The sequence below is a fragment of the Streptomyces sp. NPDC091377 genome, assembly GCF_044757045.1.
In the GTDB taxonomy this organism is placed as follows: domain Bacteria; phylum Actinomycetota; class Actinomycetes; order Streptomycetales; family Streptomycetaceae; genus Streptomyces.
Genome location: NZ_JBIVUE010000017.1, coordinates 161,658 through 181,357 on the forward strand (window position 1 = coordinate 161,658; position 19,700 = coordinate 181,357).

Genomic DNA, 19,700 nt, shown 5'->3' on the forward strand with positions numbered 1-19,700 from the left:
CCGCAGACCCAGGGATGAGAATCCACAAGACCCAGGGATGAACTTGTGATCGCCCTCTCTCTCGCCGAGATCGCAGCAGTCGTCGGCGGGCAGACCTACGACATACCGGATCCGTCGGTCCGGGTCACCGGGCCGGTGGTCCGGGACTCCCGCGAGGCGGTGCCCGGCTGTCTCTTCGTCGCCTTCGGCGGCGAGCGCGTCGACGGGCACGACTTCGCCCACGACGTCGTCGCGGCGGGCGCCGCCGCGGTCCTGGCCTCCCGCCCGGTCGGGGTGCCCGCGATCGTCGTGGACGACGTCCAGCGGGCCCTCGGCGCCCTCGCCCGGCACGTGGTGGCCCGGCTCGGCACCACCCTCGTCGCGCTGACCGGATCGGCCGGCAAGACCAGCACCAAGGACCTGGTCGCCCAGGTCCTGCGGAGCATGGGTCCGACGGTGTGGACACCCGGCTCGTTCAACAACGAGATCGGGCTGCCGCTGACCGCGCTCACCGCCGACGAGGAAACCCGTTTCCTGGTCCTGGAGATGGGCGCGCGCGGAGTCGGACACATCCGCTACCTCACGGATCTGACGCCCCCTCGGATCGGCCTGGTGCTCAACGTCGGCACCGCGCACATCGGGGAGTTCGGAGGACGCGAGCAGATCGCGCTGGCCAAGGGCGAACTCGTCGAGGCACTGCCCCCGGCCGCCGAGGGCGGGATCGCGGTGCTCAACGCCGACGACCCCCTCGTACGCGCCATGTCCTCCCGCACCCGGGCCAAGGTGGTCCTCTTCGGGGAGAGCGACGAAGCGGACGTACGGGCCGAGAACGTGCGACTCATGGACAGCGGGCAGCCCGCTTTCACCCTTCGCACACCCTCCGGGTGCGCTCCCGTGACCATGCGCCTGTACGGTGAGCACCACGTGTCGAACGCGCTCGCCACGGCCGCCGTCGCCCATGAGCTGGGCATGTCCGCGCAGGAGATCGCCCTCGCGCTCTCCGGGGCGGGCTCCCTCTCCCGCTGGCGCATGGAGGTCACCGAGCGCCCGGACGGTGTGACGGTCGTCAACGACGCCTACAACGCGAACCCCGAGTCCATGCGAGCCGCTCTGCGCGCGCTCGCCGCCATGGGCGAAGCCGCACGGGAACGGGGGGGCCGTACGTGGGCGGTGCTCGGCAAGATGGCCGAGCTGGGGGACGAGGCGCTCGCCGAGCACGACGCGGTCGGACGGCTCGCCGTCCGGCTCAACGTCAGCAAGCTCGTCGCGGTCGGTGGCAGGGAAGCCGCCTGGCTGCAACTGGGCGCATATAACGAGGGTTCGTGGGGTGAGGAGTCGGTGCACGTGTCCGACGCACAGGCGGCGGTCGACCTGTTGCGCAGCGAGGTGCGCCCGGGGGACGTCGTCCTCGTGAAGGCGTCCCGGTCGGTGGGCCTGGAGAGTGTCGCCGAGGCGCTGCTCTCCACGGGTGCCGAGGGTGAGGTTGCCGCCCGATGATGAAGCAGATCCTGTTCGCGGGTGTCATCGGTCTGTTCCTGACACTGATCGGCACCCCGCTGCTGATCAAGCTGCTGGCGCGCAAGGGGTACGGCCAGTACATCCGCGACGACGGCCCGCGCGAGCACGCCAGCAAGCGCGGTACGCCGACGATGGGCGGTATCGCCTTCATCTTCGCGACGGTCGCCGCCTACTTCCTGGCCAAGGTGGTCACCGTCTGGACGGACCCGGAGACGGACGCCTCGCCGACCTATTCGGGGCTGCTGGTGCTGGGCCTGATGGTCGGCATGGGCCTGGTCGGCTTCCTGGACGACTACATCAAGATCGTCAAGCGGCGTTCGCTGGGCCTGCGGGCCAAGGCGAAGATGGCCGGCCAGCTGATCGTCGGTATCGCCTTCGCGGTGCTGTCGCTCCAGTTCGCCGACAACCGCGGCAACACCCCGGCCTCCACCAAGCTGTCCTTCATCACGGACTTCGGCTGGACCATCGGCCCGGTGCTGTTCGTGGTCTGGGCGCTGTTCATGATCCTCGCGATGTCGAACGGCGTGAACCTGACGGACGGTCTGGACGGCCTGGCCACCGGCGCCTCGGTGCTGGTCTTCGGCGCGTACACGTTCATCGGGGTGTGGCAGTTCCAGGAGTCCTGCGCCAACGCGCTGACCCTGACCAACCCCAACGCCTGTTACGAGGTACGGGATCCGCTCGACCTCGCGGTGGTCTCCTCCGCGCTGATGGGCGCCTGTCTCGGCTTCCTGTGGTGGAACACCTCGCCGGCCAAGATCTTCATGGGTGACACCGGTTCGCTCGCGCTCGGCGGTGTGCTCGCCGGTCTCGCGATCTGCTCGCGCACCGAACTGCTGCTGGCCATCCTCGGCGGTCTGTTCGTCCTCATCACCATGTCGGTGGTCATCCAGGTCGGCTCCTTCCGGCTCACCGGGAAACGGGTCTTCCGCATGGCGCCACTCCAGCATCACTTCGAACTCAAGGGCTGGTCCGAAGTCCTTGTGGTGGTCCGCTTCTGGATCATCCAAGGCATCTGTGTGATCGTCGGACTGGGCCTCTTCTACGCGGGATGGGCAGCGGACAAGTGACCTCCTCGGTGCCGTTCGAGTTTCAGGGCAAGCACATCACCGTCGCCGGGCTCGGCGTCTCCGGCGTCCCGGCGGCCCGGGTGCTGCACGGCCTCGGCGCACGCGTCACCGTCGTCAACGACGGCGACGACGAGCGCGCCCGCGCCCAGGCCGCCGACCTGGCGGCGCTGGGCGTCACCGTCCGCCTCGGCGACGGAGCGACCCTGCCCGAGGGCACCGAGCTGATCGTCACCGCCCCCGGCTGGAAGCCCGACAAGCCGCTGTTCACCGCGGCGGCCGAGGCGGGCGTCCCGGTCTGGGGCGACGTGGAACTCGCCTGGCGGCTGCGCGGCCCGGGCGCCGCGCCCTGGCTCGCCGTCACCGGCACCAACGGCAAGACCACCACCGTCCAGATGCTGGCCTCGATCCTGAAGGCCGCCGGGCTGCGCACCGCCGCCGTCGGCAACATCGGCGTCTCCCTGCTGGACGCCGTCCTCGGGGAGGACGCGTACGACGTCCTGGCCGTGGAACTGTCGAGCTATCAGCTGCACTGGGCGCCCTCGCTGCGCGCCCATTCGGCGGCCGTGCTCAACCTCGCCCCCGACCATCTCGACTGGCACGGCTCCATGGAGGCGTACACCCACGACAAGGGCCGCGTCTACGAGGGCAATCGCGTCGCCTGTGTCTACAACGCGGCCGACAAGGCCACCGAGGACCTGGTGCGTGCGGCCGACGTCGAGGAGGGCTGCCGGGCGATCGGCTTCACCCTGGGCACCCCGGGCCCCTCCGAACTCGGGGTCGTGGACGGCCTCCTGGTCGACCGGGCGTTCGTGGCGGACCGGCGGCAGAACGCGCAGGAACTGGCCGAGGTCTCCGACGTGAACCCGCCCGCCCCGCACAACATCGCCAACGCCCTGGCCGCGGCGGCCCTCGCCCGCGCCTACGGCGTACCGCCCCACGCGGTCCGCGACGGGCTGCGGGCCTTCACCCCCGACGCCCACCGCATCGCGCACATCGCCGACGTGGACGGCGTCGCCTACGTGGACGACTCCAAGGCCACCAACACCCACGCGGCCGAAGCCTCGTTGGCGGCCTACCCGTCGATCGTCTGGATCGCCGGCGGACTCGCCAAGGGCGCCACCTTCGACGAACTGGTCACCGGCGCGGCGGCCCGGCTGCGCGGGGTGGTGCTGATCGGCGCGGACCGTGCCCTCATCCGGGAAGCCCTCGCGCGACACGCCCCCGAGGTCCCGGTGGTGGACCTCGACCGGACCGACACTGGGGCGATGCGGGCGGCCGTCCGGGAGGCCCGGCGGCTCGCCGCCGCCGGGGACACGGTGCTGCTGGCACCTGCCTGTGCCTCGATGGACATGTTCGTCAATTACAACCAGCGAGGAGACGCGTTCGCGCAGGCCGTGCGCGCGCTCGGTACGGGCGCCTGACGGCGGGTTCGCTGCGTCGGGTGCCTGATGACCCATGGAGGGACGGGTGACTTCGATGTGGTGGGGGTCGCGCCGGCGGACCGCCGGTGACACGGCGGGAGCCGCGGGAGGCCGTCCCCTCGGAGCCGGGACCGGGCCGACCCACGCCCCGTCCACCGGCCCCGTACCCGCCCCATCCCCACACCTTCCGCATCCTCCGTGTTCCCCGTGTTCCCCGTGTTCCCTGTGTTCCCCCCGGGCCGTGCGCCCCGACCGCGAGGCGGTGGCCTGCGATGCCCGGTAGCCGTACCAGCCGGACCGGACGACCACCGGTGCAGCGGGCCCGCTTCCGGCCCGTACCGCCCGGCACGCCGCGCGAGAACCCCGTCACCCGGCTGTACACCCGGGCCCGCCGGGCCTGGGACCGGCCGCTGACCGCGTACTACCTGATCCTCGGCGGCTCGCTGCTGATCATCGTGCTGGGTCTGGTGATGGTCTACTCGGCCTCCCAGATCACCGCGCTCCAGATGTCGCTGCCGGGCTCCTACTTCTTCCGCAAGCAACTGCTGGCCGCGGCGATCGGCGGGGCGCTGCTGTTCGCGGCCTCGCGGATGCCGGTCAAACTGCACCGCGCGCTCGCCTATCCCCTCCTCGCCGGGGCCGTCTTCCTGATGGCGCTGGTGCAAGTGCCCGGGATAGGGGTCGCGGTCAACGGCAACCAGAACTGGATCGCGCTCGGCGGCTCCTTCCAGATCCAGCCCAGCGAGTTCGGCAAGCTCGCCCTGGTGCTCTGGGGCGCCGACCTGATGGCCCGCAAACAGGACAAGAAGCTGCTCGCCCAGTGGAAGCACATGCTGGTGCCACTGGTCCCGGTCGCCTTCATGCTGCTCGGCCTGATCATGCTCGGCGGCGACATGGGCACCGCGATCATCCTCTCCGCCATCCTCTTCGGCCTGCTGTGGCTGGCCGGCGCCCCCACCCGGCTCTTCGTCGGGGTGCTCTCGGTCGCCGCGCTGATCGGCGTGCTCCTCATCAAGACCAGCCCCAACCGGATGGCCCGGCTGGAGTGCATCGGCGCCACCGAGCCCGGCCCCGGCGACAGCTGCTGGCAGGCCGTCCACGGCATCTACGCCCTCGCCTCCGGCGGACTCTTCGGTTCCGGTCTCGGGGCCAGTGTGGAAAAATGGGGGCAACTTCCCGAGGCGCACACCGACTTCATCTTCGCCGTCACCGGCGAGGAGCTGGGCCTGGCGGGGACGCTGTCGGTACTCGCTCTCTTCGCCGCTCTAGGCTATGCGGGCATCCGCGTGGCCGGTCGTACGGAGGACCCCTTCGTCAGGTACGCCGCGGGAGGCGTGACCACCTGGATCGTGGCCCAGGCCGTGATCAACATGGGTGCGGTGCTCGGTCTGCTGCCGATCGCCGGTGTCCCGCTCCCGCTGTTCTCCTACGGAGGGTCCGCCCTGCTGCCGACCATGTTCGCCATCGGGCTGCTGATCGCCTTCGCGCGTGACGAGCCCGCTGCGCGGGCGGCGCTTGCCATGCGGCAACCCCGCTTTGGTAGAAAGCGGGCCGGAGGGTCCATGCTTGACCGGGGGCCTCGGAGATGGAACACGATGCGACGGCGTGCCTCGGCGGCGCGTTCGTCCGGAGAGCGGTGAATTTCGGTGCATGTCGTACTCGCCGGTGGGGGGACCGCCGGCCACATCGAGCCCGCGCTCGCCCTCGCGGACGCCCTGCGCAGGCAGGATCCGACCGTGGGGATCACAGCCCTGGGCACGGAGCGCGGCCTTGAGACCCGGCTCGTCCCGGAGCGCGGCTACGAGCTGGCCCTGATCCCGGCGGTGCCGCTGCCGCGCAAGCCCACCCCCGAGCTGATCACCGTCCCGGGCCGGCTGCGCGGCACGATCAAGGCGGCCGAGCAGATCCTGGAGCGCACCAAGGCGGACGTCGTCGTCGGCTTCGGCGGCTATGTGGCGCTGCCGGGCTATCTCGCCGCCAAGCGGCTCGGGGTTCCGATCGTCATCCACGAGGCGAACGCCCGGCCCGGTCTGGCCAACAAGATCGGCTCGCGCTACGCCGCCCGCGTCGCCGTCTCCATGCCCGACAGCAAGCTCCGGGACGCCCGCTACATCGGCATCCCGCTGCGCCGCGCCATCGCCACCCTGGACCGGGCCGCGGCCCGGCCGGAGGCCCGCGCGCTGTTCGGCCTGGACCCCAACCTGCCCACCCTGCTGGTCTCCGGCGGCTCCCAGGGCGCCCGCCGGCTCAACGAGGTGGTCCAGCAGGTCGCTCCGTGGCTCCAGCAGGCCGGAATCCAGATCCTGCACGCGGTCGGCCCGAAGAACGAACTGCCGCAGGTACAGCAGATGCCGGGAATGCCCCCCTACATCCCGGTAAGTTATGTGGACCGGATGGATCTCGCGTACGCCGCGGCCGACATGATGCTCTGCCGCGCGGGCGCGATGACCGTCGCCGAACTCTCCGCCGTCGGGCTCCCGGCCGCCTACGTCCCGCTGCCCATCGGCAACGGCGAACAGCGGCTCAACGCCCAGCCGGTGGTCAAGGCGGGCGGCGGGCTGCTGGTCGACGACGCGGACCTCACCCCGCAGTGGGTGCAGCAGAACGTCCTTCCGGTGCTCGCCGACCCGCACCGGTTGTACGAGATGTCCCGCGCCGCCGGTGAGTTCGGCCGCCGGGACGCCGACGACCTGCTCGTCGGCATGGTGTACGAGGCGATCGCCGCCGGCCGTGCACACCGCTAGGAACCGTATGCCCGGGTAGGCGAAAGGCAGGAAGCGTGGCCGGAACGACGACCGCGGAGCGCGGGGAACGCCAGCAGGAGTCGTCCGGCCCGCCGTCCGGCGGCCGTCGGCCGCGGCTCCGTCTCCCCCTTCGCCTCCGCCTTCGTACGATCATCATTCTCGCCGTCGTGTGCGTCCTGCTCGCCGGTGGCGGGATCTGGGTCCTCTACGGCTCCCCGTGGGCGCGGGTGGAACGGGTCACCGTCTCCGGCACCCGTGAACTGACCCGACAGCAGGTCGAGGAGGCGGCCGACGTCCCCGTCGGGGCGCCGCTGATCTCCGTCGACACCGATGCCATCGAGGCCCGGCTCCGGCGTGAACTTCCGCGTATCGACTCCGTGGACGTGGTCCGCTCCTGGCCGCGCGGCATCGGTCTGAAAGTGACCGAACGCACCCCCGTCCTGCTCATGAGGAGCGGCGGGAAGTTCGTGGAAGTGGACGACGACGGGGTCCGTTTCGCCACCGTGTCCAAGGCGCCCGAGGCGGTCCCCCTGCTCGAAATGACGGTCTCCCGCTCGGGTTCGGCGGCGGCGAGCCTGTGCCGCTTCGACGAGCGCCGGCTCACCCGCGAGGCGGTCCTGGTGGCCGACTCCGTACCCGCCCGGGCCGCCCGCGCCCTGCGGGTCGTCAAGGTCCGTTCCTACGACGACATCTCACTGGAGCTGAGCGGTGGCCGCACGGTCGCCTGGGGGAGCGCGGAGCAGGGGCGCGCGAAGAGCCGTACGCTCTCCGCCCTGATGAAAGCGGCGCCCGGTGCGCGGCACTTCGACGTGAGTGTTCCCACCGCCCCCGCGTCATCAGGGAGTTGACGCACATCCGCGCAGTTCAGCACCCTGGTTGGGCAGCGCTACGGCTGATCACATAGGGTGAAAAGAAAAACGGGAGGTTCGGCGTGTTCGTTGAACGGGCGCCACTTGTCGACTTAGTGTCCTGTTTCGAAGACTTCGGAGAACAGACACACTGGTAACCCTAAACTTCAGGGTTAGGGTTCGGGTCGGCGAAAACGGACCGTCCCATTCGGCATCAGTCACCGCAGCGCGGATGCACCGCGCGACGGCGACACGTAACTCGAGGCGAGAGGCCTTCGACGTGGCAGCACCGCAGAACTACCTCGCAGTCATCAAAGTCATCGGTGTCGGCGGCGGTGGTGTCAATGCCATCAACCGGATGATCGAGGTCGGTCTCAAGGGCGTCGAGTTCATCGCCATCAACACCGACGCGCAGGCGCTGTTGATGAGCGACGCCGACGTCAAACTCGACGTCGGCCGCGAACTCACCCGCGGACTCGGCGCCGGAGCCAACCCGGCCGTCGGCCGCAAGGCCGCCGAGGACCACCGCGAGGAGATCGAGGAGGTCCTCAAGGGGGCCGACATGGTCTTCGTGACGGCCGGTGAGGGCGGCGGCACCGGCACCGGCGGAGCACCCGTCGTGGCCAACATCGCCCGCTCCCTCGGCGCCCTCACCATCGGCGTGGTCACCCGCCCCTTCACCTTCGAGGGCCGGCGCCGCGCCAACCAGGCCGAGGACGGCATCGCCGAACTCCGTGAAGAGGTCGACACCCTCATCGTCATCCCCAACGACCGGCTGCTGTCCATCTCGGACCGCCAGGTCTCCGTCCTCGACGCCTTCAAGTCGGCCGACCAGGTCCTGCTCTCCGGCGTCCAGGGCATCACCGATCTGATCACCACACCGGGCCTCATCAACCTCGACTTCGCCGACGTCAAGTCGGTCATGTCCGAGGCCGGCAGCGCCCTCATGGGCATCGGCTCGGCCCGCGGCGACGACCGCGCGGTGGCCGCCGCCGAGATGGCCATCTCCTCGCCGCTCCTCGAAGCCTCCATCGACGGCGCCCGCGGGGTGCTGCTCTCCATCTCCGGCGGCTCCGACCTCGGCCTCTTCGAGATCAACGAGGCGGCCCAGCTGGTCAGCGAGGCCGCCCACCCCGAGGCCAACATCATCTTCGGCGCCGTCATCGACGACGCCCTCGGCGACGAGGTGCGGGTCACCGTGATCGCCGCCGGCTTCGACGGCGGCCAGCCGCCCTCCAAGCGCGACACCGTCCTCGGCTCGTCCGCCGCCAAGCGCGAGGAGCCCACCCCGGTCCGGTCCGGCGACCACCGCCCGTCCTTCGGCTCGCTCGGCAGCGTCAAGCCCAAGGAGGAGCCGGAGCCCGCGCCGGAGCCGGTGGGCGACCTGCCCTCCAGCTCCCCGGTGCCGCCGTCGCGCAGCTACTCCGACAGCGCGTCCGACGAGATCGAACTGGACGTGCCGGACTTCCTGAAGTGATAGGACAGCGCGAGAGCGTGAGCGGCGCGCACTTCGCCTTCACCGACCGGTGGGGCGGGGTGAGCGCCGCTCCGTATGAGCAGCTCAACCTCGGCGGCGCGGTCGGCGACGACCCCGGCGCCGTCCAGGCCAACCGGGAACTGGCCGCCAAGTCCCTCGGCCGCGACCCCGGCCGGGTGGTCTGGATGAACCAGGTGCACGGCAGCGCGGTCGCCGAGGTCGACGGCCCCTGGGGCGAACGCCCGGTCCCGGAGGTCGACGCGATCGTCACCGCCGGACGGGACCTCACCCTCGCGGTGCTCACCGCCGACTGCGTACCCGTCCTGCTCGCCGACCCGGTCGCCGGGATCACCGCCGCCGTGCACGCCGGACGGCCCGGACTGGTCGCCGGCGTGGTGCCCGCGGCGGTCCGCGCGATGACCGGACGCGGCGCCGTGGCCGAGCGGATCGTCGCCCGCACCGGACCCGCCGTCTGCGGACGCTGCTACGAGGTGCCGCAGCGGATGCGCACCGAGGTGGCCGCCGTCGAACCGGCGGCGTACGCGGTGACGAACCGGGGCACACCGGCGGTCGATGTGGCCGCCGGGGTGCACGCGCAGCTCGCTCGGCTCGGGGTGCGCGACCGGGCGCAGTCCCCGGTGTGCACGCTGGAGTCGCACGACCACTTCTCCTACCGCCGCGACCGGACCACGGGACGCCTCGCGGGCTATGTCTGGCTGGACTGATGGGGCATGACGGACCGTAAGAACGAACTCGCCGCACACCTCGCACGGGTCCAGGAGCGCATCGCCGCCGCGTGCGCCGCCGCCGGACGCGACCCGCGGGAGGTGACCCTGATCGTGGTCACCAAGACCTACCCCGCGAGCGATGTGCGGATTCTCTCCGGACTCGGCGTCCGTGACGTCGCGGAGAACCGGGACCAGGACGCCGCACCCAAGGCCGCGGAATGTTCCGATCTGCCGCTGAATTGGCATTTTGTCGGACAGCTCCAGACCAACAAGGTGCGCTCCGTGGTCGGTTACGCCTCGGTCGTGCAGTCCGTCGACCGCGCCCGGCTGGTGACGGCCCTGTCCAAGGAGGCCGTACGGGCCGGCCGCGAGGTGGGCTGTCTGCTCCAGGTCGCCTTCGACGCGGGGGCCGACGGCCGCGGCGAGCGGGGCGGCGTGGCGCCCGAGGGGATCGAGGAGTTGGCCGACCTGGTCGCCGCGGCCCCGGGGCTGCGGCTCGACGGACTGATGACCGTCGCCCCGCTGACCGGGGAGTACGCGGGGCGGCCGGCGGCGGCGTTCGGGCGGTTGATGGATTTGTCGACTGACCTGCGCCGGGCCCATCCGGCTGCGAACATGGTTTCCGCAGGGATGAGTGCGGACCTTGAGCAGGCCGTGGCGGCCGGGGCGACACATGTGCGCGTCGGTACGGCGGTGCTCGGAGTCCGCCCCGGGCTCGGGTAACGTCGCCAAGAAGTCGGACCACAGTAGAAAATATGGTCAATACCGCCGAAAGGCGGGCGCAACGACCTCGTGGATCGCGGGCACTTGGCAGTCGTCAGTCGATCCACCACAGAGCGGAGGACTCAGAGCATGGCCGGCGCGATGCGCAAGATGGCGGTCTACCTCGGCCTCGTGGAGGACGACGGGTACGACGGCCGGGGCTTCGACCCCGATGACGACTTCGAGCCCGAACTCGACCCCGAGCCCGAGCGGGACCACCGACGGCACGAGCCGTCCCACCAGCCCCACGGAGCACATCAGTCCCAACGGGACGAAGAGGTGCGAATCGTCCAACCCCCCGCCCCCCGCGAGCCGGTGGCCAGGTCCGCCGCGCTGGGTGCGGAATCCGGACGTCCGGCGCGTATCGCGCCCGTGGCATCCATCACACAAGAACGTCAGCCCCTGGAGAAGAACGCACCGGTGATCATGCCCAAGGTCGTGTCGGAACGAGAGCCGTACCGGATCACCACACTCCACCCCCGGACCTACAACGAGGCCCGTACCATCGGGGAACACTTCCGCGAGGGCACTCCGGTGATCATGAATCTGACCGAGATGGACGACACGGACGCGAAGCGACTTGTCGACTTCGCGGCCGGTTTGGTGTTTGGTCTTCACGGCAGTATCGAGCGGGTGACCCAGAAGGTTTTCCTGTTGTCTCCTGCTAACGTCGATGTCACGGCGGAGGACAAGGCCCGCATCGCAGAGGGCGGGTTCTTCAACCAGAGCTGAGACGCACCACCGGAACAGCGGTACACAACAGAGCACGGAACTGGGGAGAGGGAAACACCGATCATGGGCGTGGTCCTTGAGGTCATCTACATCGCGCTGATGGTGTTCCTCATCGTGCTGATCTTCCGGTTGGTCATGGACTACGTCTTCCAGTTCGCCCGCTCATGGCAGCCCGGCAAGGCGATGGTGGTGCTTCTTGAGGCCACCTACACTGTCACCGATCCACCGCTCAAGCTTCTGCGGCGGTTCATTCCGCCGCTGCGTCTCGGGGGCGTGGCGCTCGACCTGTCCTTCTTCGTACTGATGATCATCGTCTACATCCTGATCTGGATCGTGAGCAGGCTGTGAACGATGTGAACTACCGTCTTGCCGATTGCCGACGACTACGTTGAGGTGAAGAGATGCCGTTGACCCCCGAGGACGTGCGGAACAAGCAGTTCACGACCGTCCGCCTCCGAGAAGGCTATGACGAGGACGAGGTCGATGCCTTCCTCGATGAGGTCGAAGCCGAACTGACCCGGCTCTTGCGTGAGAACGAGGATCTGCGCGCCAAACTGGCCGCGGCCACCCGAGCCGCCGCGCAGAACCAGCAGAACATGCGCAAGCCCCCGGAGCCGCAGGACCAGCAGGGCGGCCACCCGCAGCAGGGCGGTCACCCCCAGCAGGGTGGTCACCCCCAGCAGGGTGGAATGCCTCAGCAGGGCGGCCACCCGCAGCAGGGCGGGATGCCTCAGCAGGGGATGCGCGGTCCGGGCGCTCCGGTACCCGCCGGCATATCGGGCCCGCCGCAGCAGCAGATGGGTGGCCCCATGGGTGGCCCGCCCCAGCTGCCGAGCGGTGCCCCGCAGCTTCCCGCCGGTCCCGGCGGACAGGGCCCCGGACCGCAGGGTCCCGGGCCGATGGGCCAGGGCCCGATGGGTCAGGGTCCGATGCAGGGCCAGATGCAAGGCCAGATGCAGGGACAGATGCAGGGCCAGATGGGTCCCGGCGGCCCCATGGGCGGTCCGATGGGCGGCCCCGGCATGCCCGGTCAGGGCCCCGGTGGCGACAGCGCCGCCCGGGTGCTGTCGCTGGCCCAGCAGACCGCCGACCAGGCGATCGCGGAGGCCCGTTCCGAGGCCAACAAGATCGTGGGCGAGGCCCGTTCGCGTGCCGAGGGCCTGGAGCGGGACGCCCGTGCCAAGGCCGACGCCCTGGAGCGGGATGCGCAGGAGAAGCACCGTGTCGCGATGGGCTCCCTGGAGTCCGCCCGTGCCACGCTGGAGCGCAAGGTCGAGGATCTGCGCGGCTTCGAGCGCGAGTACCGCACGCGTCTGAAGTCCTACCTGGAGTCCCAGCTGCGCCAGTTGGAGACCCAGGCCGACGACTCCCTCGCCCCGCCGCGGACCCCGGCGACGGCCTCCCTCCCGCCGTCCCCGGCGCCTTCGATGGCCCCGGCCGGCGCGAGCGCCCCGTCGTACGGCGGTCAGCAGGCGATGGGCGGTGCGCCGAGCCCGGCCGCCCCGTCCTACGGCGGCCAGCAGCAGATGTCCCCGGCGATGACCCAGCCGATGGCGCCGGTGCGCCCGCAGGGCGGTCCGTCCCCCATGGGCCAGGCCCCCTCGCCGATGCGCGGCTTCCTCATCGACGAGGACGACAACTGACGCGGCCACCGCGGCGCAGGCCGTAGACCGTCGGCAGAGCGGTAAAAGGGGCGGGGCTCCGGAGAACATCCGGAGCCCCGCCCCTTTTACGCGGGTTGAGGACCCTACACCTTCCGCAGCCGGAACGTGAGGGACAGCCCCTCGTCGGAGAACGGCTCGCCGAAGCCGGAGTCGCCCTCGCCCTCGCCCTGCGCGAAGTCGGTCGCGAGCACCTCGTCGGCGATCAGCCCGGCGTGCGCGCTGAGCGCGGCGATCGTCGCCGGCTCGGTCGCCACCCACCGCAGCGCGATCCGGTCGGCGACATCGAGCCCGCTGTTCTTACGGGCCTCCTGGATCAGCCGGATCGCGTCCCGGGCGAGCCCGGCGAGCCGGAGTTCCTCGGTGATCTCCAGATCCAGCGCCACCGTCGCGCCCGCGTCGGACGCCACCGACCAGCCCTCGCGGGGGGTCTCGGTGATGATGACCTCGTCCGGGGCGAGGGCGATGGTCTCGCCGTCGACCCGCACCGTGGCCGTCCCCTCCCGCAGGGCGAGCGACAGCGCGGCGGCGTCGGTGTCGGCGACGGCCTTCGCGACCTCCTGGACCCGCTTGCCGAACCGCTTGCCGAGGGCACGGAAGTTGGCCTTGGCGGTGGTGTCCACCAGGCTGCCGCCCACCTCGGACAGCGAGGCCAGCGACTCCACGTTCAGCTCCTCCGTGATCTGCATGTGCAGCTCACGGTCGAGCGTGTCGAAGCCCGACGCGGCGATCAGCGCGCGCCGGAGCGGCTGGCGCGTCTTCACACCGGACTCCGCGCGGGTGGCCCGTCCCAGCTCCACCAGGCGGCGCACCAGCATCATCTGCCGCGACAGCTCCGGGTCGATGGCGCTCAGCTCCGCCTCCGGCCAGGAGGTGAGGTGCACCGACTCCGCGGCGTCCGGCGTCACCGGTACCACCAGGTCCTGCCAGACCCGCTCGGTGATGAACGGGGTCAGCGGTGCCATCAGCCGGGTGACCGTCTCGACCACCTCGTGCAGGGTGCGCAGCGCGGCCTTGTCGCCCTGCCAGAAACGGCGCCGGGAGCGGCGTACGTACCAGTTCGACAGATCGTCCACGAACGCCGAGAGGAGCTTGCCGGCGCGCTGGGTGTCGTACGCCTCCAGGGCGTGGGTCACCTGGTCGGTCAGCGCGTGGAGTTCGGACAGCAGCCAGCGGTCGATGAGCGGGCGGTCGGCCGGGGCGGGATCGGCCGCGGAGGGCGCCCAGCCCGAGGTGCGCGCGTACAGCGCCTGGAAGGCGACCGTGTTCCAGTAGGTGAGGAGGGTCTTGCGGACCACTTCCTGGATGGTGCCGTGGCCGACGCGGCGGGCCGCCCACGGGGAGCCGCCGGCCGCCATGAACCAGCGGACCGCGTCGGCGCCGTGCCGGTCCATCAGCGGGATCGGCTGGAGGATGTTGCCCAGGTGCTTGGACATCTTGCGGCCGTCCTCGGCGAGGATGTGGCCGAGACAGACGACGTTTTCGTACGACGACCTGTCGAAGACCAGGGTGCCGATCGCCATCAGTGTGTAGAACCAGCCGCGGGTCTGGTCGATCGCCTCGGAGATGAACTGCGCCGGGTAGCGGCTCTCGAACAGCTCCTTGTTCTTGTACGGGTAGCCCCACTGCGCGAACGGCATCGAGCCGGAGTCGTACCAGGCGTCGATGACCTCGGGTACCCGCGTGGCCGTCTTGGCGCACTGCGGACAGGCGAAGGTGACCGCGTCGATGAACGGGCGGTGCGGGTCGAGGTCCGACTGGTCGGTGCCGGTCAGCTCGGTCAGTTCGGCGCGGGAACCGGCGACCGTGAGGTGGTCGTCCTCGCAGCGCCAGATCGGCAGCGGGGTGCCCCAGTAGCGGTTGCGGGACAGGGCCCAGTCGATGTTGTTGCTCAGCCAGTCGCCGTAGCGGCCGTTCTTGACCGTGTCCGGGAACCAGTTCGTCCGCTCGTTCTCCGCGAGGAGGCGGTCCTTGACGGCGGTCGTCCGGATGTACCAGGACGGCTGGGCGTAGTAGAGCAGCGCGGTGTGGCAGCGCCAGCAGTGCGGATAGCTGTGCTCGTACGGGACGTGGCGGAAGAGCAGTCCGCGCGCGCCGAGGTCCGCGGTGAGCTGCTCGTCGGCCTTCTTGAAGAAGACGCCGCCGACCAGGGGGACGTCCTCCTCGAAGGTGCCGTCCGGGCGGACCGGGTTGACCACCGGCATGCCGTAGGAGCGGCACACCCTCAGGTCGTCCTCACCGAAGGCGGGGGACTGGTGGACCAGACCGGTGCCGTCCTCGGTGGTGACGTAGTCGGCGTTGACCACGAAGTGGGCCTCGGTGCCCTCGGGGAACTCGATCAGCTCGAAGGGGCGCCGGTACGTCCAGCGCTCCATCTCGGCGCCGGTGAAGCGCTGCCCGGTCGTCTCCCAGCCCTCGCCGAGCGCCTTCTCGACCAGCGGTTCGGCGACGACCAGCCGCTCCTCACCGTCGGTGGCGACGACGTAGGTCACCTCGGGGTGGGCGGCGACGGCCGTGTTGGAGACCAGGGTCCACGGAGTGGTGGTCCAGATCAGCAGCGCGGCCTCGCCGGCCAGCGGGCCGGAGGTCAGCGGGAGGCGGACGTAGACGGAGGGGTCCACGACCGTCTCGTAGCCCTGGGCCAGCTCGTGATCGGAGAGGCCGGTGCCGCAGCGCGGGCACCAGGGGGCGACCCGGTGGTCCTGGACCAGCAGCCCCTTGTCGAAGATCTGCTTCAGCGACCACCACACGGAGTCGATGTACTCCGGCTCCATGGTCACGTACGCCTCGTCCAGGTCGACCCAGTAGCCCATGCGGGTCGTCAGCTCGGCGAAGGCGTCGGTGTGGCGCAGCACGGACTCGCGGCAGCGGGCGTTGAACTCGGCGATGCCGTACGCCTCGATGTCCTTCTTGCCGGAGAACCCCAGCTCCTTCTCGACGGCCAGCTCCACCGGCAGACCGTGGCAGTCCCAGCCGGCCTTGCGGGCCACGTGGTAGCCGCGCATGGTGCGGAAGCGGGGGAAGACGTCCTTGAAGACGCGTGCCTCGATGTGGTGCGCGCCGGGCATGCCGTTGGCGGTGGGCGGGCCCTCGTAGAAGACCCACTCGGGGCGGCCCTCGGACCGCTCCAGGCTCTTGGCGAAGATCTTCTGCTCGCGCCAGAAGTCGAGCACGGCGTGCTCCAGGGCGGGCAGGTCCACCTGGGCGGGTACCGGGCGGTACGTCGGCGCTGTCATCTGCGGGGTTCCTCCAACGGACTGGTGCCTTCCGTCGGAGGGACGAGAGCCGGACCGTCCGTCTGTCTGCCGGACCTGTCCTCGCGCCGCTGCGGCGCGCTCCCGCGGTACCACCCTCCTTGACCCTCCGGTGCGCGCTCACGCTCCGGGGAGCCCCCTCATTGGGGTCGCGGCCGGGTCTACTCGCCACAGCCACCGCGCCCGCTCCGGGCGCCTGCTCCGGCTTTCTTCCGGCGGCTCCGGGGTGATCTTCACGTCGCGCTCGCCCCCGGGCTCCCACCGTCCCCGGGTCGCTCTGGGCTGCGTACGCCGCTACTCGTCCCCATCCACGCCTTTCGCTCCGCCCAGTGTACGGCGCCCCACGGACCGGGGACGACCGGATTCCGCGGGGGCGGTGGGCCGCGGTGACGTGACCCGAATGGAGCGTTATGCAGATATTTGTATGACTGCGTCCCGTGCGGCGGGTTCACCCTTCGGGGAGCTGGGCACAACGGATGCAGGTCGCTCGCGCGGGGGTCGTGGGGCGGGCCGGCGGGGCGGCGTGCCCCGTTGCCGCGCGGCTCAAGTCGATTTATCGTCCCAGCACGATTCGCGTGCAAGATCACAGTATGTGAAGGGGCCGCGGCCATGGTGGCGAAGAAGACCTCATCAGGGAAGCAGGCTGCTGCCAGGAAAGCCCCGGCCAAGAAGGCCCCGGCTCGGAAGGCGCCCGCGAAGGCGACGGCTGCGGCGAGGGCGACGGCTGCGGCCGAGCCCGAGGCCCCTGTGAAGGAGACGGCGGCTGCGAAGAGGGCAGGGCCTGGAAAGAAGACAGCGGCGGCCAAGAAGGTTCCGGCGGCCGAGAAGGCGACGACTGCCAAGAAAGCCCCCACGGGCAAGAAGGCGGCTGCCGAGAAGGCCCCGGCGGTGAAAGCGGTCAAGGGTGCGAAGACGGCCAAGGCCGTGAAAAAGACGGTCGCCAAGAAGGCGGTCGCTGAGAAGACTGCGACCAAGAAGGCGGCGACCCGAAGGCCGGCGGCCAAGAAGTCGGCGGCCGAGAAACCGGTCAGCAAGAGGTCGGTCAGCAAGAAGGCGGCGGCCAAGAAGGCGGCCGTCGAGAAAGCCCCCGGCGCCGAGGCCGGGCACAGGAGCACGGTCAAGAGGGTGGGTGCGGCTGAGGCCGCGGAGCAGACGGGAGCCATGAAGGTGGTTGCTAAGAAGACTCCTGGTACCGCCACGGCGGCCAAGACCGCCGTACCCAAGGCGCGGCCCGCCGCCGAGCCGGGTGAGCTGGCGGTACGGCCGGGCGAGGATCCCTGGACGGAGGAGGAGGTCACCGAGGCCCGGACCGAGCTGATCACCGAGGCGGAGCGGCTGCGGACCGAGATCACCGCGACCGAGCAGTCGCTGGTCGGTCTGATGCGGGACTCCGGCGACGGCGCGGGCGACGACCAGGCCGACACCGGCACCAAGAACGTCACGCGGGAGCACGAGCTGGCGCTCGCCGCCAACGCGCGCGAGATGCTCCTCCAGACCGAACGCGCCCTCCAGCGCCTGGACGCCGGCACCTACGGGCTCTGCGAGAACTGCGGCAACCCCATCGGCAAGGCCCGGATGCAGGCGTTCCCGCGCGCCACCCTGTGCGTGGAGTGCAAGCAGAAGCAGGAACGCCGGTACTGATCGCCCCGGTGGCCCTCCTGAGCATGGGGTACGTCGGAGGTGTGCCGTACCCTCGTGCTCAGCAGGCACCTAGGTTGAGGGACTCACGTGGCAGAGGCGGAGCGCATCATCGGTACGCCGGACACCCCGGACGCGGCACGGGCCGGGCAGGAACGGCCCGAGGCCGACGAGTCCGCGGCCGAGGGCGAGGTCGGTCGGCGTGCCGAGGCCGAGCAGCCGGCCGACGGCGGTGACGCGGCCCCGCGGCCCCGCGGCAAGCGGCGGATCGCCGTGCTCTTCGCCATCGCCGGTTTCGCGTACGCCCTCGACCTGATCACCAAGATCATCGTGGTGGAGAAGCTGGAGCACCAGCCGGCGATCCCGGTCCTCGGGGAGTGGCTCCAGTTCGACGCGCTCCGCAACCCCGGCGCGGCCTTCGGCGTCGGCCAGGCGTTCACGATCATCTTCACGGTGATCGCGTCGGCCGTGATCGTCGTCATCGCCCGGCTCGCCCGCAAGCTCTACAGCCTGCCCTGGGCGATCGCCCTCGGTCTGCTGCTGGGCGGCGCGCTCGGCAACCTCACCGACCGGATCTTCCGGTCGCCCGGCTTCCTGGAGGGCGCGGTCGTGGACTTCATCGCGCCCAAGCACTTCGCCGTGTTCAATCTCGCCGACTCCGCGATCGTCTGCGGCGGCATCCTGATCGTGCTGCTCTCCTTCCGCGGCCTGGACCCGGACGGCACGGTCCACAAGGACTGACGGAACGGTCCGCCGACCCCGAGGGCCCGTTTCACCAGCGCCGACGCCCGCTGGTACGGCGGTGTCTCACCCGTCCGGCATACTCGACGGGTGAGTACGCTTCCCGAGATCCGCACCCTGCCCGTGCCCGACGGTCTGGAGGGCGAGCGCGTCGACGCCGCCATCTCCCGTATGTTCGGCTTCTCCCGCACCAAGGCCGCCGAGCTGGCCGCGGCGGGGAAGGTCATGGTCGACGGCTCGGTGGTCGGCAAGTCCGAGCGGGTGCACGGCGGGGCCTGGCTGGAGGTCGAGATGCCGCAGGCGCCCGCGCCGGTGCGGGTGGTGGCCGAGCCGGTCGAGGGCATGGAGATCGTCCATGACGACGACGATGTCGTGGTCGTCGTGAAGCCCGTCGGGGTCGCCGCCCATCCGAGCCCGGGGTGGAGCGGACCGACCGTGATCGGCGGACTCGCCGCCGCCGGGTACCGGATCTCGACGTCCGGGGCCGCCGAGCGGCAGGGCATCGTGCACCGGCTCGACGTGGGCACCTCGGGGCTGATGGTGGTCGCCAAGTCCGAGCGGGCGTACACCTCGCTGAAGCGCCAGTTCAAGGAGCGCACGGTCGACAAGCGCTACCACACCCTGGTGCAGGGCCACCCGGATCCCACGAGCGGCACGATCGACGCCCCCATCGGCCGCCACCCCCAGCACGACTACAAATGGGCGGTCACCGCCGAGGGCAAGCCGTCCGTCACCCACTACGACCTCATCGAGGCGTTCCGCGCGGCCTCCCTGCTGGATGTGAAGCTGGAGACCGGCCGCACCCACCAGATCCGGGTCCACATGGCCGCCCACCGCCACCCCTGCGTCGGCGACCTCACCTACGGCGCCGACCCGACGCTGGCCAAGCGGCTGGGGCTGACCCGCCAGTGGCTGCACGCCGTACGGCTCGGCTTCGAGCACCCCGGCGACGGACAGTGGGCGGAGTTCTCCTGCGACTACCCCGACGACCTGCGGCAGGCCCTGGACAAGGTCCGCGAGGAGACCTACGGATGACTGTGAGGATTGCTGATGGCACCGCTCGGCGGTCTGACCCACCGAATGACTGACGCCTCGGCTGTCCATTTCTGGAATCGTCGGCCGGCTGG

Annotated in this window: 16 protein-coding genes; 15 read left to right on the forward strand and 1 reads right to left on the reverse strand. The window is 70.6% G+C overall.

Annotation, left to right across the window (positions count from 1 at the left end; translation table 11 throughout):
- The first annotated feature begins 45 nt into the window (after positions 1-45).
- The 12 genes from murF (at position 46) to ACIQNG_RS30610 (ending at position 12,922) form a co-directional block, all read left to right on the forward strand.
- Positions 46-1,476 (forward strand): UDP-N-acetylmuramoyl-tripeptide--D-alanyl-D-alanine ligase, encoded by a 1,431-nt coding sequence (murF, locus tag ACIQNG_RS30555; protein WP_401489470.1) that lies wholly within the window; start codon positions 46-48, stop codon positions 1,474-1,476.
- Positions 1,476-2,567 (forward strand): phospho-N-acetylmuramoyl-pentapeptide-transferase, encoded by a 1,092-nt coding sequence (gene mraY, locus ACIQNG_RS30560; RefSeq protein WP_401427813.1) that lies wholly within the window; start codon positions 1,476-1,478, stop codon positions 2,565-2,567. The genes murF and mraY overlap by 1 nt, the downstream gene beginning before the upstream one ends.
- Positions 2,549-3,988 carry a UDP-N-acetylmuramoyl-L-alanine--D-glutamate ligase gene (murD, locus tag ACIQNG_RS30565; protein WP_401489472.1) on the forward strand — a complete coding sequence of 480 codons (1,440 nt, stop codon included), beginning with the start codon at positions 2,549-2,551 and terminating at the stop codon, positions 3,986-3,988. Before mraY ends, murD begins: the two co-directional genes overlap by 19 nt.
- Positions 3,989-4,260: 272 nt before the next feature.
- Positions 4,261-5,628 carry a putative lipid II flippase FtsW gene (gene ftsW / locus ACIQNG_RS30570; protein ID WP_401489474.1) on the forward strand — a complete coding sequence of 456 codons (1,368 nt, stop codon included), beginning with the start codon at positions 4,261-4,263 and terminating at the stop codon, positions 5,626-5,628.
- A 6-nt stretch (positions 5,629-5,634) separates the two neighbouring features.
- Positions 5,635-6,732 (forward strand): undecaprenyldiphospho-muramoylpentapeptide beta-N-acetylglucosaminyltransferase, encoded by a 1,098-nt coding sequence (gene murG / locus ACIQNG_RS30575; protein ID WP_401427090.1) that lies wholly within the window; start codon positions 5,635-5,637, stop codon positions 6,730-6,732.
- 35 nt (positions 6,733-6,767) lie between these two features.
- Complete coding sequence (locus tag ACIQNG_RS30580; protein WP_401489476.1) at positions 6,768-7,580, forward strand: cell division protein FtsQ/DivIB; 813 nt, start codon at positions 6,768-6,770, stop codon at positions 7,578-7,580.
- 280 nt (positions 7,581-7,860) lie between these two features.
- Complete coding sequence (ftsZ, locus tag ACIQNG_RS30585; protein ID WP_401427094.1) at positions 7,861-9,057, forward strand: cell division protein FtsZ; 1,197 nt, start codon at positions 7,861-7,863, stop codon at positions 9,055-9,057.
- A complete protein-coding gene (gene pgeF, locus ACIQNG_RS30590) occupies positions 9,054-9,782 on the forward strand; it encodes a peptidoglycan editing factor PgeF (protein ID WP_401489478.1) in 729 nt (242 codons plus the stop codon). The genes ftsZ and pgeF overlap by 4 nt, the downstream gene beginning before the upstream one ends.
- Before the next feature lie 6 nt (positions 9,783-9,788).
- Positions 9,789-10,508, forward strand: coding sequence for a YggS family pyridoxal phosphate-dependent enzyme (locus ACIQNG_RS30595; RefSeq protein ID WP_401489480.1), 720 nt, complete (start codon positions 9,789-9,791; stop codon positions 10,506-10,508).
- Positions 10,509-10,637: 129 nt separating this feature from the next.
- Complete coding sequence (sepF, locus tag ACIQNG_RS30600) at positions 10,638-11,279, forward strand: cell division protein SepF (RefSeq protein WP_401427100.1); 642 nt, start codon at positions 10,638-10,640, stop codon at positions 11,277-11,279.
- Positions 11,280-11,342: 63 nt separating this feature from the next.
- A complete protein-coding gene (locus ACIQNG_RS30605) occupies positions 11,343-11,627 on the forward strand; it encodes a YggT family protein (protein ID WP_401427102.1) in 285 nt (94 codons plus the stop codon).
- Between the two features lie 53 nt (positions 11,628-11,680).
- Complete coding sequence (locus ACIQNG_RS30610; protein ID WP_401427104.1) at positions 11,681-12,922, forward strand: DivIVA domain-containing protein; 1,242 nt, start codon at positions 11,681-11,683, stop codon at positions 12,920-12,922.
- A 104-nt stretch (positions 12,923-13,026) separates the two neighbouring features.
- Here the strand turns inward: ACIQNG_RS30610 and ileS are convergent, their stop codons facing one another.
- Complete coding sequence (gene ileS / locus ACIQNG_RS30615) at positions 13,027-16,176, reverse strand: isoleucine--tRNA ligase (protein ID WP_401489483.1); 3,150 nt, start codon at positions 16,174-16,176, stop codon at positions 13,027-13,029.
- Between the two features lie 627 nt (positions 16,177-16,803).
- On the opposite strand from ileS, the gene ACIQNG_RS30620 reads away from it, so the two are divergent.
- The 3 genes from ACIQNG_RS30620 to ACIQNG_RS30630 all read left to right on the forward strand — a co-directional run bounded on the left by ACIQNG_RS30620 (position 16,804) and on the right by ACIQNG_RS30630 (position 19,608).
- Positions 16,804-17,835 carry a TraR/DksA C4-type zinc finger protein gene (locus ACIQNG_RS30620; RefSeq protein WP_401489485.1) on the forward strand — a complete coding sequence of 344 codons (1,032 nt, stop codon included), beginning with the start codon at positions 16,804-16,806 and terminating at the stop codon, positions 17,833-17,835.
- Positions 17,836-17,922: 87 nt separating this feature from the next.
- Positions 17,923-18,573, forward strand: coding sequence for a signal peptidase II (gene lspA / locus ACIQNG_RS30625; RefSeq protein WP_401427113.1), 651 nt, complete (start codon positions 17,923-17,925; stop codon positions 18,571-18,573).
- A 90-nt stretch (positions 18,574-18,663) separates the two neighbouring features.
- Complete coding sequence (locus ACIQNG_RS30630) at positions 18,664-19,608, forward strand: RluA family pseudouridine synthase (protein ID WP_401427115.1); 945 nt, start codon at positions 18,664-18,666, stop codon at positions 19,606-19,608.
- The last annotated feature ends 92 nt before the right edge of the window (positions 19,609-19,700 follow it).

Bases quoted from the DNA above. Each gene is read 5' to 3' on its own strand.
- sepF (WP_401427100.1), top strand. From the start codon at position 10,638: ATGGCCGGCGCGATGCGCAAGATGGCGGTCTACCTCGGCCTCGTGGAG.
- ACIQNG_RS30605 (WP_401427102.1), top strand. From the start codon at position 11,343: ATGGGCGTGGTCCTTGAGGTCATCTACATCGCGCTGATGGTGTTCCTC.
- ftsW (WP_401489474.1), top strand. From the start codon at position 4,261: ATGCCCGGTAGCCGTACCAGCCGGACCGGACGACCACCGGTGCAGCGG.
- ACIQNG_RS30620 (WP_401489485.1), top strand. From the start codon at position 16,804: ATGGTGGCGAAGAAGACCTCATCAGGGAAGCAGGCTGCTGCCAGGAAA.
- ileS (WP_401489483.1), bottom strand. From the start codon at position 16,176: ATGACAGCGCCGACGTACCGCCCGGTACCCGCCCAGGTGGACCTGCCC.
- murD (WP_401489472.1), top strand. From the start codon at position 2,549: ATGGGCAGCGGACAAGTGACCTCCTCGGTGCCGTTCGAGTTTCAGGGC.
- ACIQNG_RS30610 (WP_401427104.1), top strand. From the start codon at position 11,681: ATGCCGTTGACCCCCGAGGACGTGCGGAACAAGCAGTTCACGACCGTC.
- mraY (WP_401427813.1), top strand. From the start codon at position 1,476: ATGAAGCAGATCCTGTTCGCGGGTGTCATCGGTCTGTTCCTGACACTG.
- ACIQNG_RS30595 (WP_401489480.1), top strand. From the start codon at position 9,789: ATGACGGACCGTAAGAACGAACTCGCCGCACACCTCGCACGGGTCCAG.